Source organism: Paenibacillus sp. LS1, from assembly GCF_026013365.1.
Taxonomy (GTDB): domain Bacteria; phylum Bacillota; class Bacilli; order Paenibacillales; family Paenibacillaceae; genus Paenibacillus.
Map to the genome: position 1 here is coordinate 1215998 of NZ_JAPDOE010000002.1, position 20951 is coordinate 1236948.

17 protein-coding genes are annotated in these 20951 nt (G+C 36.6%); 2 read left to right on the plus strand and 15 right to left on the minus strand.

What is annotated here, in order from left to right:
• The first annotated feature begins 278 nt into the window (after nucleotides 1–278).
• Nucleotides 279–1889 carry a response regulator transcription factor gene (locus OM416_RS14925; RefSeq protein WP_264930480.1) on the plus strand — a complete coding sequence of 537 codons (1611 nt, stop codon included), beginning with the start codon at nucleotides 279–281 and terminating at the stop codon, nucleotides 1887–1889.
• Nucleotides 1890–2238: 349 nt separating this feature from the next.
• Nucleotides 2239–3921 (plus strand): ABC transporter substrate-binding protein, encoded by a 1683-nt coding sequence (locus OM416_RS14930; RefSeq protein ID WP_264930482.1) that lies wholly within the window; start codon nucleotides 2239–2241, stop codon nucleotides 3919–3921.
• A 105-nt stretch (nucleotides 3922–4026) separates the two neighbouring features.
• Here OM416_RS14930 and OM416_RS14935 read toward each other — a convergent pair whose 3' ends face one another.
• The 15 genes from OM416_RS14935 to OM416_RS15005 all read right to left on the minus strand — a co-directional run bounded on the left by OM416_RS14935 (nucleotide 4027) and on the right by OM416_RS15005 (nucleotide 20066).
• The gene (locus OM416_RS14935) at nucleotides 4027–4350 is read right to left on the minus strand and encodes a hypothetical protein (RefSeq protein ID WP_264930484.1); all 324 of its coding nucleotides are present in this window, start codon (nucleotides 4348–4350) and stop codon (nucleotides 4027–4029) included.
• 36 nt (nucleotides 4351–4386) lie between these two features.
• Nucleotides 4387–4572 carry an aspartyl-phosphate phosphatase Spo0E family protein gene (locus OM416_RS14940; protein WP_264930486.1) on the minus strand — a complete coding sequence of 62 codons (186 nt, stop codon included), beginning with the start codon at nucleotides 4570–4572 and terminating at the stop codon, nucleotides 4387–4389.
• Between the two features lie 221 nt (nucleotides 4573–4793).
• Complete coding sequence (locus OM416_RS14945; RefSeq protein WP_264930488.1) at nucleotides 4794–5006, minus strand: hypothetical protein; 213 nt, start codon at nucleotides 5004–5006, stop codon at nucleotides 4794–4796.
• A gap of 114 nt (nucleotides 5007–5120) precedes the next feature.
• Nucleotides 5121–7505, minus strand: coding sequence for an SEC-C domain-containing protein (locus OM416_RS14950; protein ID WP_264930490.1), 2385 nt, complete (start codon nucleotides 7503–7505; stop codon nucleotides 5121–5123).
• 119 nt (nucleotides 7506–7624) lie between these two features.
• A complete protein-coding gene (locus tag OM416_RS14955) occupies nucleotides 7625–8734 on the minus strand; it encodes a hypothetical protein (RefSeq protein WP_264930492.1) in 1110 nt (369 codons plus the stop codon).
• Between the two features lie 1008 nt (nucleotides 8735–9742).
• Nucleotides 9743–11443, minus strand: a complete 1701-nt coding sequence (locus OM416_RS14960) for a GTPase domain-containing protein (RefSeq protein WP_264930493.1) — start codon at nucleotides 11441–11443, stop codon at nucleotides 9743–9745.
• A gap of 110 nt (nucleotides 11444–11553) precedes the next feature.
• On the minus strand, nucleotides 11554–12900 hold the full coding sequence (locus OM416_RS14965; RefSeq protein ID WP_264930496.1) for a GTP pyrophosphokinase family protein: 1347 nt from the start codon (nucleotides 12898–12900) through the stop codon (nucleotides 11554–11556).
• A gap of 215 nt (nucleotides 12901–13115) precedes the next feature.
• A complete protein-coding gene (locus tag OM416_RS14970; protein WP_264930498.1) occupies nucleotides 13116–13748 on the minus strand; it encodes a DUF1643 domain-containing protein in 633 nt (210 codons plus the stop codon).
• A gap of 1083 nt (nucleotides 13749–14831) precedes the next feature.
• The gene (locus OM416_RS14975) at nucleotides 14832–16631 is read right to left on the minus strand and encodes a serine hydrolase domain-containing protein (protein ID WP_264930501.1); all 1800 of its coding nucleotides are present in this window, start codon (nucleotides 16629–16631) and stop codon (nucleotides 14832–14834) included.
• Nucleotides 16632–16749: 118 nt separating this feature from the next.
• Nucleotides 16750–17124 carry a hypothetical protein gene (locus OM416_RS14980; RefSeq protein ID WP_264930503.1) on the minus strand — a complete coding sequence of 125 codons (375 nt, stop codon included), beginning with the start codon at nucleotides 17122–17124 and terminating at the stop codon, nucleotides 16750–16752.
• 114 nt (nucleotides 17125–17238) lie between these two features.
• Complete coding sequence (locus OM416_RS14985) at nucleotides 17239–17421, minus strand: hypothetical protein (protein ID WP_264930505.1); 183 nt, start codon at nucleotides 17419–17421, stop codon at nucleotides 17239–17241.
• A gap of 301 nt (nucleotides 17422–17722) precedes the next feature.
• Nucleotides 17723–18178 (minus strand): hypothetical protein, encoded by a 456-nt coding sequence (locus OM416_RS14990; protein ID WP_264930507.1) that lies wholly within the window; start codon nucleotides 18176–18178, stop codon nucleotides 17723–17725.
• A gap of 13 nt (nucleotides 18179–18191) precedes the next feature.
• The gene (locus tag OM416_RS14995; RefSeq protein ID WP_264930509.1) at nucleotides 18192–18572 is read right to left on the minus strand and encodes a hypothetical protein; all 381 of its coding nucleotides are present in this window, start codon (nucleotides 18570–18572) and stop codon (nucleotides 18192–18194) included.
• Between the two features lie 111 nt (nucleotides 18573–18683).
• Complete coding sequence (locus OM416_RS15000; protein WP_264930511.1) at nucleotides 18684–19193, minus strand: hypothetical protein; 510 nt, start codon at nucleotides 19191–19193, stop codon at nucleotides 18684–18686.
• Nucleotides 19194–19790: 597 nt separating this feature from the next.
• Complete coding sequence (locus OM416_RS15005; protein WP_264930513.1) at nucleotides 19791–20066, minus strand: hypothetical protein; 276 nt, start codon at nucleotides 20064–20066, stop codon at nucleotides 19791–19793.
• Nucleotides 20067–20951 lie beyond the last annotated feature (885 nt).

The following is a 20951-nucleotide window of genomic DNA, read 5'->3' on the forward strand; positions in this document are numbered from 1 at the left end:
CGCTTCGCTTTTATTACAAATTCAACCTTTATATAGGGCTTATTTTAAAATAAAGGGTTAGACTTTTACGTGAACCAAAGCGAAGGATTGAAGGGATTCTGGAGAAGCGAAGCGTTCGCCTTTCAAGCACCATTTTAACCATCCAATCTTCCAATTCAGAAAATGGGGCTTGAACAGCGATCGAAAGAACCCTTCAAATCCGTAGCGACCTCGTTCACAAGAAGCATCCATTGATTTTAACTTTTAAGACTTATATACCACCAAGGAGACACTACAACATGCAAATGATGATCGTAGACGATGAAGCACACTGGGTCGATAACCTGTCCATGACCAAGCCCTGGCACACGCTGGGGATCGAACATGTGCATAAAGCATACTCGGCACACGAAGCACTACAAATGATCGACACCCACCCCATCGATATCGTGATCTCGGACATTCAGATGCCCGAAATGACAGGTATTGAACTGATCGAACGCATCCGCATCCGGGACAAAAAAATTAAATGTATTCTGTTATCCGGGTATTCCGAATTTGATTACGCCAAAAAAGCCATCCAGTTCGAAGCCGTGGACTATCTACTGAAGCCCCCGACTGACGATGAATTAATGGGTGCTGTGCAGAAGGCCATCGATCAATTGAACAATGAATGGGAACTGGTCAGTTCACTGACACGAACGCAGTTTACGTTGCGCGAGAATCTCCCCCATTTGCGGGGACGACTGCTCCTAGGGGCTTTACAGGGACAACGAATCGCCGCTGCGGAATGGGATCGGAAGCTCGCTAATTACGCTCTGCCCTTTCATACCGGAGATGCCGCGTTAATGTTGGTTCGTTTGGAAGAAGAATTCGGACACTATGACAGCAATGATCAGACCCTCATCGAATATGCCATCATCAACATGGCGGAAGAGATTATGGGTGAGTTTATGGAAGTGTGGGGCGTCAAGGAGGAGCACGGATATCTGGTGTTTTTACTTCAGTTGAAAGAACGGAAAGGTGATATTGGTAAAGAAACCATTCTGGAGAAGCTGTCCATTCAGCTTCAATCCAAAGTAAAGCAATTTCTGAAAGGCTCCCTCTCCATCGTTATCACCGAGTGGTTCACCTTTCCGGATCAGCTTTACGATCGTTTCCGTCAGGCTTCCGCCTATTTCCGGCAGATCGTCGGAGACGAACGCGAATTTGTCATGCGTGTCAGCGATGTCGAGACACCTGCGGCGCAAGGCCCCTTGGATGTACTATACACCCCGCCCACCTTCATTAGTTTGCTAGAGAGCGGACAGTGGGATGCCGCCGAAGAGAAAATCCTCGCGGTCTGCGCTGAGCTGGATGAAAAATGGTCGGAATCATGGGAGCACTGCATGGAGGCAGGTTTTCTTATCACGGCTTCATTCACCAATATTGCCCACCGGAACAAACTGACTCTGACCACTTTAATGGGCAATGATGTCGAGGATTTGCAAAGTGGGGAAGTTTTCGCTACCATCAGCAAACTGCGTAAATGGTCGCTCAGTGTGCTCAGCAAACTCAAGGAAGGCACGTCCAACGAGATCAAGGACATCCGTTCCGAGTATGTGAAGAAGATTCAGGATTTTACAGATAAGAACCTTCATCTGGATGTGTCTTTGCGTGTACTGGCCGACCATGTTAATCTGCACCCGACCCACCTGTCCAAAATCTATAAGATCGAAACGGGCGAAGGCATTAGTGACTATATCTCTCGCCTGCGCATGGATCGGGCCTGCCACAAGCTGGTCACGACCACCAAAAAAGTGTACGAAATCAGCATGGAGATTGGCTATATGGACCCGGCTTATTTTATCAAAGTGTTCAAGCGCCAGTTCGGCGTTACACCGCAGGAATACAGAGACCAGCATAAATAACATCTTAGAGGTTGTTCAAAAAATCCGCTTTTGATTACGAAGGATGCCTCACGGCATCATCAGCATCGAATATGGAATTCAGCCGAAATAAGCGGGAGGCTTACGAAGTATGTTTCCTTTGGAAACATTGTAGTTGCTCACGTAGTTTTCCTACGCTCCGCTACTCCATTTCTAGCTTTATCCCATCTTCTCGGTACTGAAAACCGAATTTTTTGAACTTCATTTGAACATTCATTGGAACATTCACTAATAGAGTCCTATCGAAACTAACAAACTCATATAGATGCCCTCCCACCCAAATTGGTACAGTTACAGTTGTAAAGATCATACACCGTAGGGGGATTGAACAATGATCAAATTCAAAAAAACATGGTGGTCACTGCTCATGGTTATCGCGCTCATCACGATCACTGCGTGCGGCAGTGGCGAGACAGCCAGTGACAATGGTACCAATACTACGCCGGGAACTGTCGGCTCAGCTGAAGCAGAAGCTGCTTTTGCTAAAGGAAAATATGACCCACCCATCGAGTTCAGTTCGGTATTGATGCCGAAGAAATACGTGCAAGGGGATACCAAAGAAAATAACGTGCACGATCGTTGGATGCTCGAAACGCTGGGTATGAAGCATAAAGATACCTGGTATCCGGCCAATGACGATCAATACAGACAAAAGCTGCAACTGGCTATCGCCTCTGGCGAAAAGCTGCCTGATTTTGTATCCGTACCCACCAATGCGGTACTGACTAATCAGCTGATCGACTCCGGTCAATTCATCGCCATCGATGAGTTGTTCGACAAGTACGCGAGTCAGACCCTGAAAGATCACGCAGCTGCACATCCTGAACTGTGGTATCCGTTCACCAAAGACGGCAAGAAATACAACATGCCGATCATGGAGTACACCGATAACGACGATACACTGCTCTGGCTCCGCGAGGACTGGATGGAGAAGCTGAACCTGGAAGCTCCGAAAACCATCGCAGATCTTGAGAACATCATGGACAAATTCAAGAACGAGAACCCGGACGGCCTGTCTCCAGACAAAGTATTCCCGCTGGCAATCTCGCTGAAAAATAACACCAACACCTGGATGGGTCAACTCGACTGGTTGTTCGGTGCATACGGCACAATCGAGGAGCAATGGAACAAAGACGCAAACGGCAACCTCGAGTACGGCTCCGTTAACCCGGGTGCCAAACAAGCCCTTGCCAAGCTGGCTGAATGGATGGATAAAGGTTATATCCACGCTGACTCCGCTCTGTGGGACGAAGGTAAATCCGCTGAAAGCTGGACAGCTGGCAAAGCGGGCATTCTGCCTGGAGCAAACTGGGTACCGGACTGGCCTGCACCTGACCTGCTGAAGAACGTACCTGGCTCAAAGTATAAAGCTTACCCTGTTCCAGCTGGCCCAGACGGCAAGATCGGTACGAAGTGGCAGAACTCTGGTGTCAACGCAAGTATCATGATTAACAAGGATGCGAAGCATCCTGAAGCCATCTTCCTGTACTACAACTACATGCTCGATAACCTGGCTAACCCGGCTGCGGGCAGTGAGTATGAATACGGCTTCGCCAAAGGTTACGACTGGGATATCATTGATGGACAACCGACCAGTGACAAAGAGAAGATCAAAGACTTCTCCAACGAATTCCCTTTCCTGACCGGCCCAGCGCGTATCCCGGATCTGTACATGAAAACACTCGTGAAGCTGGCCAACGGCGAGAAGCCTGAAACACCTTACGAGAAACAAATGGCCGAATTCCGCAAACCGGAAAACTGGTATGCTGGTAAAGTCGTTATGTCCCAGATCGACGTCCGTAAACAAAACTATTTCACTGGCGCTGCAACACCAACCATGGTATCCAAATGGAACCTGCTCCGTCAGTCCGAGATGGAAACCTTCAACAAAATCATCTACGGCAATCTGCCAATCGATGCCTTTGACCAATTCGTAACCAACTGGAAATCCAATGGCGGAGATCAGATCACGCAAGAAGTGAATGACTGGTTTAAGTCGGTAAGTGCTAAGTAAGATTTGGATTTTGGAAAAGTAGAGCGTTAAAAAACCAGCCGAAGCGGTAAGTTATACGCTTCGGCTGGTTTTATTTAGATAGAGATTAAGGCCGCTTCCCCTGACTTATGGGTTCGCGTTATTTGATTGAGCCTTCTTATCGTTCTCCTCCGGCATCGACTGACCCAGCAAGGAAACTATCAGCTGAATGCCATCTCTTAGCCCTTGCATGTACAACCGTTCATTCTCTATGCCTTTGCTGACAATGTATCGGCTCTCCCACTCAGCATATTCAGGTGTTTGCTCGATATCCTTGCCAGCAAACAATCCTTCGAACGCTTCGTCCTTTTCCTCACGTACACGACTCAATTCAGGGTCATGCTCGATTCGGGCAGATACTTCATCTAGCCTTGCCTGGATCGCTTGTTGCAACCACGGTGGAAGTTCCATATCTTCTCCTCTCCTACACGTTATGTACCTCACTCATCATCGTACAACTCGGTTCTGTCTCGCCTTCGTTTCACCCACTCGGGCCACCAGTTCGTCCACCCTTCGGCTCTGTTCTTGCACTTCGGGGTTGTCCCACAACGGAATCGCTTGCTTCAAAGATGCCTCTCCAAGCTGATTAAGCTTGCGCCGTTCCTCTTCCAATAAGTCAAGCAACCGGCTCATACATCCACCTCTCTGATGGGTCTAAACTGCGCCATGTCTTGTTAAGACTAGACGTGAGCAGTCAACTTTAATGCGATTATCTATACCCAATGTTGTATAGTAAATACTTTCGTCTAATCCTAATTGTAAGATAAACTGCGATTTCTATAATGCGGAATTCGAATTAAAAATAAAAAAACACCGATATAAACCTTCGGTGTCAAAACTTCGTACCTTAATCGCTAAAACCACGATTTTTCACGTTCTACAGGTCTTGTATAACGCTCGCATTCGATAATAGCTTTAAAACTTACAGATAAGGCCATGACTTTAGCCATAATATTTATTTGAAATTCTCCATCGTTGGTGTGAAATTTTTGCTTATGAAATATTAAGAAATGCATAAGATCTTCAGCCTCAGCATAAGCCTTCAACACTTCATGGTTTATTTCCATCACCTAATTTCATTTCTCTGAGGCCATCATGGCGTTACTTCTTTTTAAAAGCCTCGGCGAAAAAAGAGAGACATGTCCTTGCTCAAGAAACTATTTTATAGGATATTTGTCTTGTTATGTGATGTTCTGACTTGTTAGTTTATGATTCTTACAGCACTTTTTGTATTTTTTCCCGCTTCCACAAGGGCAAGGTGAATTAAGCGTAACGTTCTTGTACAATTGCTTACCTTCTTCTGAATAATTAAAGAAAAGTTCCATTTCATTAATTTCTCCTGATAAGTATTCGAAGGTGTGTGCTATACTCATCATTTCTTTCGATATTTTCTTGAATTCTATATTTAGGTTAATACTGTGGTTAGAATCGTGCTCTATAATTACATTTATAGCAATATGAATATTTCTAAAAATTTGGATTACATGGCGAATTAACCTCGGTACACTCGAATACTCCAAATATTCCTCTACAATCATTTCAACATATTTTATTTGATCAGCTACCTTTACAAATTCAGTAGTATAAACTTTTCCGGTTTGAATAATTCTTTTTTTTCCGTTATCAATTTCCTCAAAAAGAGGCAATATGAACTGAAGAATACCTGATAAAAATTTATCATCGCTCTTTTTCTCTACTTGACAAGGCTCATATATGCTTTGAATTTCGGTAGTGTACATATACAGTAATATCCAACAGTCTTTTTTGATTCCGCTTTCATTCATAGAGTTTAGTATATAGTCGGTTCTAACTTTAATATGCCCAAATTTTTCTCCTTCTTGATCACACAACTCAAGCTTAACATTGGATAAATGAGGTTTTGCCTTAACTAATGGTGCAAAAATCGCTAGAATCGACTCGAACGAGAACTGTCCAACTTCTCCAATATACATACCAGATAACTCCATTGCGCTGTCATTTTCACTCTCTTGATCTATTAAAATACCAAATAAGCCCAATACAGCGTATGCTTCAAGTGATTTATTTGTCACTTCATCTTCTGCTAAATAGGAATCTACATTATCAATTTGATACTTATTGTTAATTAGAAAAACCGTAAATGCTGCAATTGAAGAATACACTGTCTCAGATAGTAGATTGATTTGGTCGAAGAAATCATCAAAACTATACTCTTTTGTGGAGATAGTTTTAGTTTTCTTTTGTCTATTCCTTAGTATTACCCTTTGATTGTCTATATCAATATCATAATCTACATGCGCTTCAGAATGACGTATAATACTATCTACACCTTCAACAAAGTAGTTAAGCTTATAATTTGTTAGTGATGCAAACTGACCACAAATATCAGCAAATCCGGTCCATTCAATTAATTCATCGATATCAAAAATCTTTTCCCTATCTATGCAACTTGCTAATAACAAAAAAATCATGGAATCACGATATATCCCCTCACATAGATCTTTATACCATTTTAGTCCATTCGTCATAAGAACATGACTAGGAGGATTATGACCGAAAACAAATCCAATTGCTATTGAAAGGTCACTTAACTTTTTAAACATATACTTGTATTTTGCAGTATATCGGCTAAGAAACTCACAAACTAAACTACTATTCTTTTCAAAAGCTTTCTCATAAGTTTTGTATGCAATACTTACCTTCCTAAAGAAACTCTCATCATCAAAGGCTATAGTACCAACATACTTGTAGATAGATAGTTTTAATAGATCATCATTTGAATAGTATTCCTTATCTCTAGACAAAATTGATCGAAAATAGTAACTTGTTTGCTCGCACACATCACTAATTTTCTCTTCAATCGTTCCTTCATTTGAGGTTTGCCATACCATTCCTAATATAGCAGAGTAGTTTAATTCACCGTTCTGAAACAATTCAGTTACATTTTCGATATTGCGAGCACCAAATATATTTGAAAGTATTTTTAATTCTTGCGCTGAATTATCCAACTTTACTTGTGAAATGTCTTTCAATTTCATGGCATGTTCAATGTTCAATACAATAGTTGACATGATTAGTTCAACGACGGATTCCTTATAAGCAATAATCGTAAGAAGAAGCCTTTTGTGAATATTTCTAAAAACTTTAGTAGGCTCAAATAAAGTGACCTCACCTAATAAAACATATAATTTAATCAAAAATGTGTTTACGTCATTAATAATTTGATTAGTTTCAACTAACTTAATACCCTCCTGTGTCATATTTATTGAGTAGAAAATGTCAAACCTTAATTCGTTACTTAGTATAATAATATACTCCGAAACTTTCTCCATTTCATTCTCATAGCAATTCTTAGTTCTTAACCCCTTTCTAATAGCTTTTTTTAGATCTTTATATTCCAATTCGCTATTTTCAATGTATGATAATACATTGTCCAATAACAATTTGCGAGATTCTACATACGGATCATCAGATTGTCGTTGATCATCAAGTGATATATTACATTCCTTACATACATCATTTGTACATTCATTTAGGTGCCCATTAGCACATTTTATAGCAAAATAATCTAATTCTATATTTATCAAATCTATCACCTCTTAACATGGCTTAAAGTCTACTCTCATCTAACGTCCCTGTATGCACAACCAAGCTCAACTAAGAACAACTGTGTGTAGCGTGAATATTTAGTGAAAATTCAATCCAATTAGGCACGCTTAAAATAATCGGTAAATTTTTTGATTAATTTTTTAAAACCTCCTATTTCGTTGACTGGTTCCATTTTTTTTAAAAGCTGTTTTGTAACTTCTATAGGTGGAGAGGAATCTTCTTTATTTTTCATTGTTTTTTTCGTTTCTGGAATATTAATTGATATAATATCACGCTCACTTTTTATATCAGTAGAAGACTTAGCTAAACTGTTTACATTATTTTCAGTACTTTCTTTCTTACTATTTTCTAGTTTTTTCTCTTTAATCTCTTTACTACTGAATCTTAAAAGCACATCTTCATCTTTGATTACACTTACATTTAAATCACTAAGTGTATTTAAATAATACTGATCTTTAGGCTCGTAATAACTAATCTTTCCGAATGCTATGATCATGTCGTCTTTTTTGATGTTTGTTTCATTCTTTTTGGCTGGATATATAAAGGAAGTTGTAATACTCTTCCCACCGATTTCATAAGAGTTTATATAGATTTTCCCTTTGCTGACTTTAATACTTTGAACAATATATATGACGAATCTTTCCTTGGAATGCAGACTCTTATTAAGCTCATCTGCTAGAATAACTACTTCATTTATCCCTAATTCTTCGTTTCCTGTTTTGTATTTAAATTTGATTTTACCTAATTCATCAATTGCATTTTTTTCAAGAAGATTTTTCATTTGCGAAACTGTTCTTATAATATCTCTAAATACTTTTTTATAAGTTGTATATTTATTGTACTTTTCGACTTCTTTAGCCGATGTATTTTCGTTAGGCTTAACTACTTTTTTATTACTAAAACTATCACCCTGTCTTCTTAAAGTATTAAGATCAATAATAATTTTGATTTCTCCCTCATTGCCGCTAAGTGTTTCAATTAATTTTCGACCTTCCCATTTAGCATTAAAATATTCCACTGTTGTTCTCTGGCAACTATGTCCACCTCTACCTGGTAATGCTCTAAAAAATTCATTTTGTACTCCAGTTACTTCTAAAGTAGGATCACAGAATGGACAAAAAATCTCTCCTTGTTTATGTATTGATCTATTGTAATCTGAAATTTTTATGTATCCATTTTTATACTTTGCAATAGTTAATTTATCCATATTGCCTCCGTCTCTGATAATTGTATTTTACCGACATTTTTGTATTCATTAACCCCGAAAGGTTTTCTGCTGATATGTTCTTCGAAATACATCCCCGCATGCCCAGAGTCGTAGCTTGAATATGTTGTTATATGATGATGATTCCTCTTCGAGATTACCTTATAATCTACTCTTTTTCATTACTCATTCATTTTATTTGATGACATTTTTTTTCGGTATGTTATCATATTCTTAGATAAAAACCGAGTGCAGCGAATACTTCGTCAGTAAAATTGGCTTGGATGGTCTATCCCTTCCTAAGTCAAATCAGGACAAAAAAATACCTTCGGCTGTCAACCTTGGGGTGGTGTTTACTTTATCTTTCAGAGTTATTGCTTCTTTCACCTCCCTTCGAAGGGAAACAATCCCACCCAAGATTCAATTTTATCTGTATTGACATCTGCGTACAAGTGTTCTTATCTGATTTTTTTGTATTTTTCTTTTATCCTATTCGTTGTCCATCATTTCTATTATATAACGTTCCTTCATTCACGACTCAACGTATGCTGAGTGTCCGGCTAATTCCGGACCAAGGACGAATGTCCGCAGCGTGAATATTGTGTTATAAGATGTCCTCGACTTCCTTGATAAAGATCAAGTAATTTGTATATTGAACTTCTGAAGGGCATTATTTATTGCAATAACTTCATTCCACTCTGAAGAATCTGGTTCTCTTATTGGTAAAAACATTGTGCACGCTGTATAGCCTAATTCAAATAAGGGTTTATCTAATTTTAATAAAACGGAAATCCTATATGTGCAATTATTCCGAGCACTTGACTAGATCGGTTTCTAATGCCCAATTCAAAAATTTTTATGCACGCAGAAAAGACTATCTCTATAATAAGCGCTTGGAAGCCCCGTCCTTCAGAAACAGTAAAATCCAGAAATCAAATAAAAGAGTATGAATTAGCTTTGAGTACAGCACGTTAAATCAAGCACTGTTTTTTAGCTTTGAGTCTAAAAAATTTAACTATAAGAAGCTAATTTTTGAACTTCAATGGGAAGCCCCCCTATTACATCTCTTAACGCTTTTTCAACAATTCTTGAGAGCACACCCCAATAAATAGAAATCGCGTGGATTAAACTGACTGGAGAATTTTTAAGATATGTATCCTTTTCAATAGATTCCTTAATATAAGGATAGTGATACGTGTCATCAGTAAAATGTTGCTTCCAATTTTTATCTTTTTCTTCTTTGTAACCACCAACAACCCTATCATAGCTAAGGAACGCTCTATAATCCTCTGAATATCCTGATAGTTTACCAAATCTACAAACATTTCGTCTGACTTTTCTTATTATTAATTCAATTTCATCATAACTCCAATCTCCAAAACCTTTTTCTAATATTTCTTCAAAACCTAGTTCTAAGCAACTATGGCTACCAATTGCGATTCGGTCATAATTGTAAGCATAGTATCCACTGTTTCCGCCTCTTGGACCTATAATTGCCCTGTGAACATTTTCAACAAAGAATTCCGGACTACGTACGGCATGATAATAATATTTATATTGTTCTGACCTAGCATACCCGAGGCATAAAGAAGCTTCCAAGATATACTTTTTAAAAATAGAATACATTGAATCAAATGTTTCATCCGCTTTAGTACTCACTTTAGAAATTACGTTTTCGACTGCTTTTTCTTCACGAATTTTCGCATTAATTAAGCTTTTAAAAATATCAACTACTATATGAGTGAAAATAATTTTCGAATCTTCAACATCTGATTTTTGAAACAATTTTTTTCCGGATTTCGCTCCTTCTTTAACAATAGTAGGTAATTGCATAAATAAATTTTCTCCCAAAAACTTCTCCATCAGTGACTTGGAGTTATCACTTTTATGAAACAATATTTTATCTCTATATAAACAATTTTTCACATCATGGGCTGCAGTACCTGCTATATTGAAGTCATTGCAATACTCTTTGAATTCTTTACAGATATCATCAGAATTTATTATTTCCTCAATTTCTTCAATCCGAATTCCGTTTTGTCCTCTGGCGCATAATATAACCGGAATTTGTTTTAGTTGATCTGAGATCACGGATCTAACAATCTTATAATCATGATCTACCAATTTATCACTAATCATATATATGACAGCATCAACTACTGGAATCTCATAATCTATTAGATCAGTTTCATCACCAAATCCTTTTGTATCCATAACTCTAAGCTGTTCGATTGTATTGGAATTAAGTAACTTTTGAGCATAATTTGATGCTTTCGCATATACCACTAGCTTTTCGATAATATTTCTTAACTTTGGATTATTTTCAGAGTATGAAAAGACTTTTGACAAAGATTCTTTTTTCAACTCATTAATACGATTAAAAATAATTTTCTTAATGTTTTCGATTAAATCATCACTTGAACAATCTAAGTTGCTCAAGTCTGGTATTATGTCAGTATACTCTTTTATAAATTGCTCAGTTACATCATTTGCACTAAGTGAGTCAATGAATCTTTCATTAATAATTAATTCGAATGTTGAACTTCCTTCTTTATTTGAAATAACAAACTCCGTATTTAATTTAGTTTTACCTTTAACATTATTTTCGTGAAGTTGCTGGGCTAAATTTATATCCTCCATTAATACCGACACTAAAGTGGATTTTCCTGAGTTAGATCTACCAATAACACAAACTTTAAATTCCTTTATCATTATTTGTTTAATCCTCCTTATATTTGTGTAGCTTTTTTGTCTAATATCCTTTCATTATGCTCTATGTTCTTTTGAATTCTATTTATATATATCATCATGTTTTTGGAGTTTCACTTAACGTTGATTTTCTGCATTTCATTTATTGCATCATTCATTATTTCTTTATATTCGTTTTGAACGTTCTCTATACTATGCTTTAATACGGCTTCCAAAGTAGCAGAAGCATTAATTAATACATCATCAGGAAACGCTCTAATCCCATGCACAGCCTCATTTCTAAGTCTTCTAATGCTATTTATCTCAAATAATGATGCTTGATCAAAAATCTCTAAAGACTCTATTTGTCTAAAATTGAACACCTGGCTTCTTAATTCTACTGCTGAAATCATATTATTTCTTTGGATGTTAGAGATTCTTCTTAGTGTAGATTCAAAAACGATCCACTTAGATAAAAACACCCCTAGCGCCAATTTGTCATTCGTCAAAGATAATACTTTATCATTTTTAATGCTATAAGGATTCCGAGTTCCAATTTCATTTTTGGCTCTACTATAAAATTCATAGTTCTTTTCATTTTCTAACAAAATCCTATCTACAAGTTGATCTACTATCGGGCGATTTTCAGTATCAGGATCTAAATCCACAGTAAATTGAGACAACTTTTGAGGAGAGTTTAAACCAACGTATTGCAAAAATTTATACAATACATCTGCTCTACCCATGACAGGTTCATAATCGCCTTTTTTAATATGTTTTTTCAATAAATCATAAAGATAAGCTGATAATTCATAATGATTATTAAATTCTCTATCTGTTTTTGAGACACGACTTTTTGCTGCGTTTTGCAAACGTTCTAAAGCAATCTCTCCAGTTAAAACAAGCCCATTTAACTCGTCCAATATTTGGTATTCTTCTATCGAGAGCTCCCCACTTAAAGGTTTATAAACCAAATCATGTTCAACTTCAGACCATGCATGCATTAATACTGATGCGACTTGTATTTCTATGACAGCATCAGTATATCTCTTATTTGTATCTGTTAATATTTCTGGTCTTAAAGATACGCGATAATGATACGCCCAATAACCAGAGAATCTTTTATCATATGACGGAATAGCTGTACCCGGAAATTCCTTCTGACTATGTACAAAGAAATTTTTCGCAATATAATTATTAATTTCTTCTCTATCACCAGGAAAATATATTGCAATTCTTACACCTGCAAGATCCACAATATCTTTGTATATTGCATCTACACTTTTATACTTTTTTTCTGTCATCCTTTTTTCAAGTTTTTCTTTAAGCCTATCTGGTCTTTTAGCCCTATGCGTTACTATTGCTCTAATACCACTACCTTCAAGTATATTTTCACATTGAGTAGCACACATTCCAGCTAATTTCAGATAAAAATCGTACTCTTTTGAATAGCTTTTTAAAAATTTTTCGATTACATTCAACAAAAAAACCTCCCAAATTAAGATTTCGAAAAATATTTTATATGTTATATGTATTTTGGTCATTTCACTTAACATTCCTGTCTTCACGACCAAGCATATACTGGGTACCTGGCGAATACCGGGCCAAAGGCGTACGCCCGCAGCGTGAATATTATGTTAGCGACCCAGCTGATTAATCTAAATTTTCATCTACATTTTTTAAATAAATTTTAATATCATCTGATTAACAATTTATTTAGTTGAACATGCGTTAACTTATACAACTTTTGTTTTTTATACTTCTCTTTATTTCTTATTGGTCGAGGATGTGGCACATAATAAAAAGGTTTCTTTAAGTAAACTTTATTTTTAGACTGCATAAATTCATAAGTATATATAAATTTTTTCGTTTTCATGAAAGTTTTAAAAATACTAATATTGGCCTTTTGTTGTTGAAATATTGCTTTTTGTCCTTTCATTCCCCAACCGATAAATATCATGTTTGATTCTTTCATAGCTTGTTCTATGAATCTCCAATTAATTTTATCGAAGACGAATTTATCGCTGTTTAATTTGCTGCTACTTCCTCCTATAAAACTTGATACGTTAACAACATAAAGAGCATCATAATTATAACTCTGCGCTACTTCAATTAATTGATCGACAGTGTCGTCAGTGTTATCATGTGCTGCGTTACTTGGATTCATCATTATTGCAGTCAATATATTTTTGCCTTCACGCCAACGCTTCTCCAAAAAATAACGTTTGCGAGCACTTATATTTTTATTAAATACTGCTCTTCCTTGAATTCCGTGGTATACACCTGTGTATAGCTTTAAATTATTTTTTTCACTTAATTCTATGTACATCAAATTAATCACCATCCATATTTTACAGTTATGGGGTTTTTAAGCTAATTTACTAAAAAATCTTATCTATGTACTTAGTAAATACCACACATCCTGCTAGATATTTGAAATACGTATATGATAACCTATGCGGCGATATTTGCGAAGAAAAATTTGGTGAAAAAGGGAGATATATTAGAAAACTCAATAACCCATGTTCATACGATCCAATTGGACGTTGAATAATTTTCGTGCTAACACGCGTATATCGCTGAGTTGTTCGTACACTCATATGACCAATTAGCTCCTAAATGTACCGTAAATCTGTCCAGTTTTCCTATAAATGAGTGGCGAAGGAGTGTCTCAGCACCTGAATGCTTACCTTTTTGGCAATCCCTGCACGCTGTATAGCTTCTTCGAAAACCTTCTATACCCTAATCGTTTTGCGACTTTAACCTCGTAACTTTAGCACCTGCTGCAACGATTCTTTGATCGATTGGTTTTTTAATTACACAACGGTGCTGTTAATAGACAACATAAAGTTAATATTTAGCGTTTTTACACTTTGTATTCTACTCATATTGGGTTTTCTCAGGTGGGATAATCTTGAATCCAGCGCAGACTTGCATTATAAGTATGATCGATGGGCAGGCCAAAAATGGGTAGAGTTCTATCCGCCGCTAGCTGCTTCTTCCAACAGCATGGAGTTTCCACTTATATATATGGATGAGATGCATCAGAATGATATAAATAAATATTTAGAAAAACAAGCTCTCACCGGAGAGTTAGTGAATAAGTGGATTGAAAGAACAAAATTAACGGATGGATATATAGGTCTATTATTATTGAATATTCTAGCAGTCATTTACAGTTCTATTAAATTATTTATTTTGAGAGACAAAAAAATAGGATGATCTTGATCCCCCTTCAATATGCCGAGGCACAAGTTGCCAAAGGGCATACTAAAACAAAGGCAGCAGTTCCACATAAGGAACTGCTGCCTTTACTCTTTATAGTTTTTCCCACTTATAATATCAATGATGTATAGAAGTCATCCGCGAGCCATTGCACTGCTTTGAATATCTATATTCAGCGTTTACCTCTCTAAACGTACAAATTCCATCCCACAACAAAAGCAGCCAAGATGAAAGCAGAGATGCCAGACATGATGTACATCACCTTTTGCTTTTTGCTGTAATTGCTCTTCCGCAGTTTGTAAATAAGCAAGCCAAGATACGCCACTGCTAGAACCACATAAAGTAGATTAAACATTAAATTGATCCGTAACGAAGAATAACCAGGATAATTTGGAAAACTAATCTTCGTCTGTATGATGAAAAGATTAAGAAGGAGTACCACACCTGCAAAATTGATTGCAAGATGATATTTATTAAAATTGGTGGTAGGATTGCCTCGTTTATATAGTTTGTTAAGAAGCATCCGGATCACATAGCCGATCGAAGCGATTAAAGTGAAAATGGCGGCAAGCACAGCAGGAATAAAAGATATTTTAATCAAGTTCACCTTTACATTCGATACAGGCAAATAATCAATGTAAGGAGTGACGGAAATTTTCTCAACAACCCCATTATGCTCGATAACATTATAAGATTTTGCTAAATCAGCTTTTGTATATTTCGTTATATCAAGAAACGTAAATAAATTAGTAAATCTAGCGGCTGCCCGTCGTGCGGGTTGAAAATATCCTCCCCCCTCCGAAGTAACTCTATTAGAATTGACGTTATCACCGAAAATCTCTTTAGTAAGTCCGTAATAATAAATTTCCTCAAAGGATTGATTTGTCATGACCACCATCCCAAATTTAGATTCGGGATCAAAGACAAGTTTACTGGAGAATCCTTTCAAATTCCCCTCGTGCATCAGTGTAGGCACCCAGTATTCCATCTCAACGAACCCGTGCGCAAATCGCGGAGTAGAAGTACCTTCATAATATAGACTTGTTGACAACATTTCGTTTAACGTATCCCTGTTCTTAAATAATACATTTCTATCATCTACAGGCATCAACGCTGCAAGGAATTCCCCTAAATCTTCTGCTGTCCCGATCGCTGCCCCTGTAGGATAGAATGTTACGTATACTCTGTTCTCAGGGATCAGTTTCAAATCTTTTGTATACCCTTCAATCTCATTCCTTCTTTGCACAAGGTCTGGACGATCTTGCCCTGTTGGATGAACCGTAGTGTCGTTCATATGAAGAGGTTCAAAAATATGTTCATTAACATATTCATAATAAGGTTGGCCACTTACCACTTCCACGATGTAACCGGCTAGTCCAACTCCATAGTTTGAATAACCGACAACGCTATTCGGTTTATATATCTGTTTCGGTTCATTTTTACGCAGCGTTTCTCCTAATTCTAACGTTTCATCCTCGGAGTAATAAAACACCTCAGCCGCTGTTTGATCTTCCCAACCCGCATTGTGATGCATCAGGTTCAGTAGGGTAATCGGTTCATCGTATTTCAGCTTTTTGAAAAATCCCTCTGGCAGATATTCTTGGATATCCGTCTCCAAATCAAGCTTTCCTTGTTCGACCAGCTGCATCACACTCGTATAGACCAACAATTTAGAGATGGAAGCCCATTCAAATACAGTAGAGGTATCCGCCTTCTGCTGATTCTCAATATCTGCGTAACCATATGCCTTATTCACAATAGTTTCACCGTCTTTGATAGCTACAACCGAAACGGCAGCGGTATACTTCTCATACGAGGCTACATAAGCATCAATCGTTTCCTCTAATTTGGATAAAGGAATCCTGGATGGTGTAGTCTCAACCTGTTTCTCTTCAGCGTGGGCAGGTACCGCTATTGCCATAATGATAAATATGAATGACAGAACACAAGCGATTACTTTGTTAACCGTGTGATGCCCACGATTCATCTGCATTCCTTCTTTCCTTTTATTTTAAATGTTAATTACAATCTCTTGTTTTCACGTATGCGTTTTCAAAAGAGTCCACACGAATCTAAGTTATTTCTCCAAAGCAATTACACTCCATTCAAGAGATAGGTTGGAGAATTTCACCTTTCCAATTAACGATGTTTATTTCTTTATCTTTCAAGAGGCACCAATCAATGATTTCACCTATCAATCTTGGTATGATGATCTCATCGCTCCATTTCGGTGTGAGTACTCTTCTGTATCCTATATATTCTGTTGTCCAGCCTTCGAATTCTTCTCCGATGACGACTATAAATGGGGGCTTGTTCTTAATACTGTGTTGTCCCACTTCATAAGTGACGATTAACTTCTTATCCTCAGAAACGATATGTAATTTGTTTATTCCTTCATCGTCAATATCCGGTTCAACATACCAGTAAAATAATCGATTGAAGCGAACGATTTTACGTTTATATTTTTTTCTTACGCCCATAACTCACCTCACATATTTCTTTTTCTTTGATCGCAGTACTTCAACAGTTCGCCCACCCACAACATGAACACTTTGTTATCCGATGTTGATGGGCCTTGAGATTCATTCATTTTATTACTTTGTTAATCTTTCTTTATTGCCTAATACGACTTCATGAATTTCATCGTATAATTGTAAATCTATAAATTCTTTATGAATCCATAGTCCTTCCTCAACATCTCCTCCCCCCCATACCTCACCCAATTCCATCACCAGGAAAGTGTTTTTCGAAATATAATCCTTGGCCTTCTCCCTCATTACAGCCCCATCCAATGGTATCTAAATCTTTTAATAGAGTATGTAATGTCTCTTCACTGCAGTTTACTAGTTTCATAGGGCAAGACAAATAGATTTGTCCTCCATAATCACCCTCCATAATTACATATGCATCTGGAGTATCCAGAGCTTTCTTAATTCGGTTGTCCATTTGCTTCATTAAGAATATGTCGAATAGGGCTATGGTGCTCTGGAATTAGAGCCATCTCATTGTTTTCATCTTTTTTTCTTTCCATAAAGATACACCTCTTTGTTAGATATATTTTCTTAAAGTTATCTCAAATTAGTTATTTACTTCATTCATTCCTATGACTTGTTCAATTGCTACATTATATTCGTTAACATTAATGTTTAAATTGATTATTCCTTCTTTATCCAGCCCTCTAGTATCTAATTTAAAAGTACCTGTCAGTTCTTCCGAGCTATTACCATCAACTTTCTCATTTATGTCCAATTTAATGTCCCTATCAATTAATCGCTCCTGAATATCCTTACTCAAGATCGGTTCAACTGTTTTTAACATTATTGATTTATTGGTTCTATTTCGAAGAGTGAAATTGTATGTTACCACTGTAATACCTGCATCTTCTTCGCTCTCACCCAGTCCAAATGAAATTGAGTTTATTATGAACCCATCCTCAACCATTTTATCCGTCTTCACACTGTATGAAATACATCCACTTAGGGCTAGTATCATTAAAAGAAATATTAAAATCATTGAACGCTTTTGATTCTTCAATTTGGAAACTCCTTTAATTTTTTTCTTCATTTTTGAGATCCGTGTTTGCAAGTTCAAGTGCAATCGCTAATCTAATCTGTGAATATTTCCTAAGTCCTTTTAAATAGACAATGTCTAGCTGTTTGCTTTCAATTATAGGTTCAATATCGTGGTCGTAACGATCGATTTCTACTTTTGCAATTCTATCGTTATTAATCAGCAACGAAAAAATATCTTCCCCTTGTTCAGGTATCCAGAACAAAATATAGGCAGTTTTCATTTGTGGAAAAAACCTCTTAATAACTGAAAGCAAACCTGATCTTATTTCATCATTAAATAATGACTCATGCGATCCTACTAATTCTCTTCTTATATCTTCTTCAGTTTTAGTGCCCTTTAATTTTATTAATTTCATAATGCCTCGCAAGTTATCATTAATTTATTTTTTTGACTTGTTAATTTTCTGTAACGCTTATTAAATACTAACGAGAATCGTTCGACATCCTGAGATTTGTAAGGTTGTCCGTTAACCCCACTGATATAAATCTAAGATAAATACATCATCACCTATCGCAAAATAAATCTGTTCCCAATCAAACTCATCTTTCCAGTCAACCTCTGTTACCAGTCTAAATGCTTTAACATTTGACCCTTCAAAGAATTCTTCCAACAGTTTAATCAGTTCATTACTCACGTTATTTGACTCTTTATCTAGTTCTGCAGGCATTTCTCCATCAGTGTCCGGATATTTAACACTTACGCCAAAATTTTGTAAGCGAAATAAAGAGAAAAACCATCTTGCGGTAATATTAAATATCTCATCCTTCCAATCATCTAATTCACTTAGTCCTACATATTTAACATCTTTGTGATCTTTTAAATTACTATTAGTATTATGAAGTTCTATTGCTCGTTCTATTGGCGAATCAATTTTTATAAACTGATATTCGTGCCCATAACATCCTCCGAAGTGAGTAATTAAATTACTTACCCCTTCTAAATATCCATTGATTTTATTGAATAGTTCATGATTCATATAGTCACATCCAACATCTTAGTAAATTGATTTTATCTGTTTCACAATTAAATTCCTTATTTACTCCATAAACTCTTAATATCTTCTACTATAGTTTTTGAAATATGTTTGGATGAATCCTGCGGATACAACCATACTGTTACGATAAGAGTTAAACATATCGTTAATCCTAGAATAACTCGCCCAACAATTCTAAATCTGGTGTATTTAAGCAAATAATAAACTAAACTAGATAAGATCAGAATAATCATACCATTCACCAAAAAGGTCATGGGCAAGCTTATAATCCTGCCTAACCCGGTGTTAGGATATTTTAATAAAAGTAAAATCTCTAATACTACAAATGGAACTGACAGTAGAACAATGTACAAAAAATGACTTTTGAATTTCCTCTCCACCACTGAACTCACCTACTCCAACTCTTTTAATACAATTGCACATAGCGTTCCTGCATTCAGAACGTTTGTCGTAGTCAGAAGTGTTACACAGCAACCAGCTCTTAGAACCCGCTTCTGGGACCGACGGGCGAATACCCTGATGCATGAATATTATGTTGTGTGCTGCTGATGCTTCTTGTTTTACGATCAAAATTATTATTTATTTCTGTATCGCTTTTTTGATGTTTTCAATATAGACTATCCGTGTTTCTTCATCCTTTAAATTATTATTTCTGTATTCTTTATTTAAAAATAAGTTTAAGAGATTCTCGTCACTTAAGATTATTTCCTTATAAGTTTTATTATTCAAGTTTCCATTTATCCAATTATTCTTCTTTGAATATGTTCCATATATTACTTGAGCTTTCAATTGTTTAATTTTAAATATAAGTCGGTTAAATACCGGTTCAAAAATTAATTCAATTAAACTGTCCATCACTTTCATCCTTTATTTGAATATTCATTCTTATCTTTCAGCAATTACACATAACGTTCTTGTGTTCAAGAAGTCCCACTAATTTCGCTTCCCTGCCGCTGCCAAATAACTCTCCGAACCCTCATTTTGCTCCTGCCGGACCGTGGACCGAATGACCCAAAGCGTGAACATGTTGTTATCAGACGGTACTGATTTCTGAAAATACTCACATTATCCATTATCTAGAAAGCCCACCTATGCTCCTCTGGCAAACACTCATCACAAAGTAATTGCCCTTCAACAACTGCTCCGTTATTTAATTCATCAACATGATTTGGTTTGTCTCTATCAGTTGCCCATGAATTACATTTTGCGCATCTTCCGCAATTCATTGCTTCTGGATCGAGCAATACAGAGGAACTGCTCTTTCAATGTAATTTCAAATCTCTCCTTATAGTAATTTCATTCTCTAGTATAGGAGTCAATAACCCATCGAATTCTTTATATTCTTCGTCAGTCAAGTCAATTAGATAAGCTATATTTACAAGATATGTCTTCTTATTCATTTCTTTCATCCTTTGATTTTCATGGTTATATATTTTCCTAGTTTTTCTTATAACATCTAATTCATTCACTTCGAAAATACTACATAATCATCGTAATATTTGGACTACGTATATGATAACCTATGTAGTGATATTTACGAAGAAAAATTTGGTTAAAATGGGATAATAATTAGAATGCTTAATCTCACATATCCATATGGTCCAAAGGTTTTTAATACGCTCAATATATGTTGGGTTGTATGGGATGTGAATATGCAGTGAATCAAAGGAACCTTTCTTTTGTGATGACAAAAACAAACAAGAAGGCCCTTCTTCATCCCACAGGGAGTCAGTCGACCTT

What these genes read in the sequence shown, in the direction of transcription:
- OM416_RS14970 (WP_264930498.1), bottom strand. Translation starts at nt 13,748, where the DNA reads ATGTACATAGAATTAAGTGAAAAAAATAATTTAAAGCTATACACAGGT.
- OM416_RS14925 (WP_264930480.1), top strand. Translation starts at nt 279, where the DNA reads ATGCAAATGATGATCGTAGACGATGAAGCACACTGGGTCGATAACCTG.
- OM416_RS15005 (WP_264930513.1), bottom strand. Translation starts at nt 20,066, where the DNA reads ATGGACAGTTTAATTGAATTAATTTTTGAACCGGTATTTAACCGACTT.
- OM416_RS14940 (WP_264930486.1), bottom strand. Translation starts at nt 4,572, where the DNA reads ATGAGCCGGTTGCTTGACTTATTGGAAGAGGAACGGCGCAAGCTTAAT.
- OM416_RS15000 (WP_264930511.1), bottom strand. Translation starts at nt 19,193, where the DNA reads ATGAATCATGAACTATTCAATAAAATCAATGGATATTTAGAAGGGGTA.
- OM416_RS14955 (WP_264930492.1), bottom strand. Translation starts at nt 8,734, where the DNA reads ATGGATAAATTAACTATTGCAAAGTATAAAAATGGATACATAAAAATT.
- OM416_RS14995 (WP_264930509.1), bottom strand. Translation starts at nt 18,572, where the DNA reads ATGAAATTAATAAAATTAAAGGGCACTAAAACTGAAGAAGATATAAGA.
- OM416_RS14960 (WP_264930493.1), bottom strand. Translation starts at nt 11,443, where the DNA reads ATGATAAAGGAATTTAAAGTTTGTGTTATTGGTAGATCTAACTCAGGA.
- OM416_RS14935 (WP_264930484.1), bottom strand. Translation starts at nt 4,350, where the DNA reads ATGGAACTTCCACCGTGGTTGCAACAAGCGATCCAGGCAAGGCTAGAT.
- OM416_RS14930 (WP_264930482.1), top strand. Translation starts at nt 2,239, where the DNA reads ATGATCAAATTCAAAAAAACATGGTGGTCACTGCTCATGGTTATCGCG.
- OM416_RS14985 (WP_264930505.1), bottom strand. Translation starts at nt 17,421, where the DNA reads ATGAGGGAGAAGGCCAAGGATTATATTTCGAAAAACACTTTCCTGGTG.
- OM416_RS14945 (WP_264930488.1), bottom strand. Translation starts at nt 5,006, where the DNA reads ATGGAAATAAACCATGAAGTGTTGAAGGCTTATGCTGAGGCTGAAGAT.
- OM416_RS14975 (WP_264930501.1), bottom strand. Translation starts at nt 16,631, where the DNA reads ATGAATCGTGGGCATCACACGGTTAACAAAGTAATCGCTTGTGTTCTG.
- OM416_RS14980 (WP_264930503.1), bottom strand. Translation starts at nt 17,124, where the DNA reads ATGGGCGTAAGAAAAAAATATAAACGTAAAATCGTTCGCTTCAATCGA.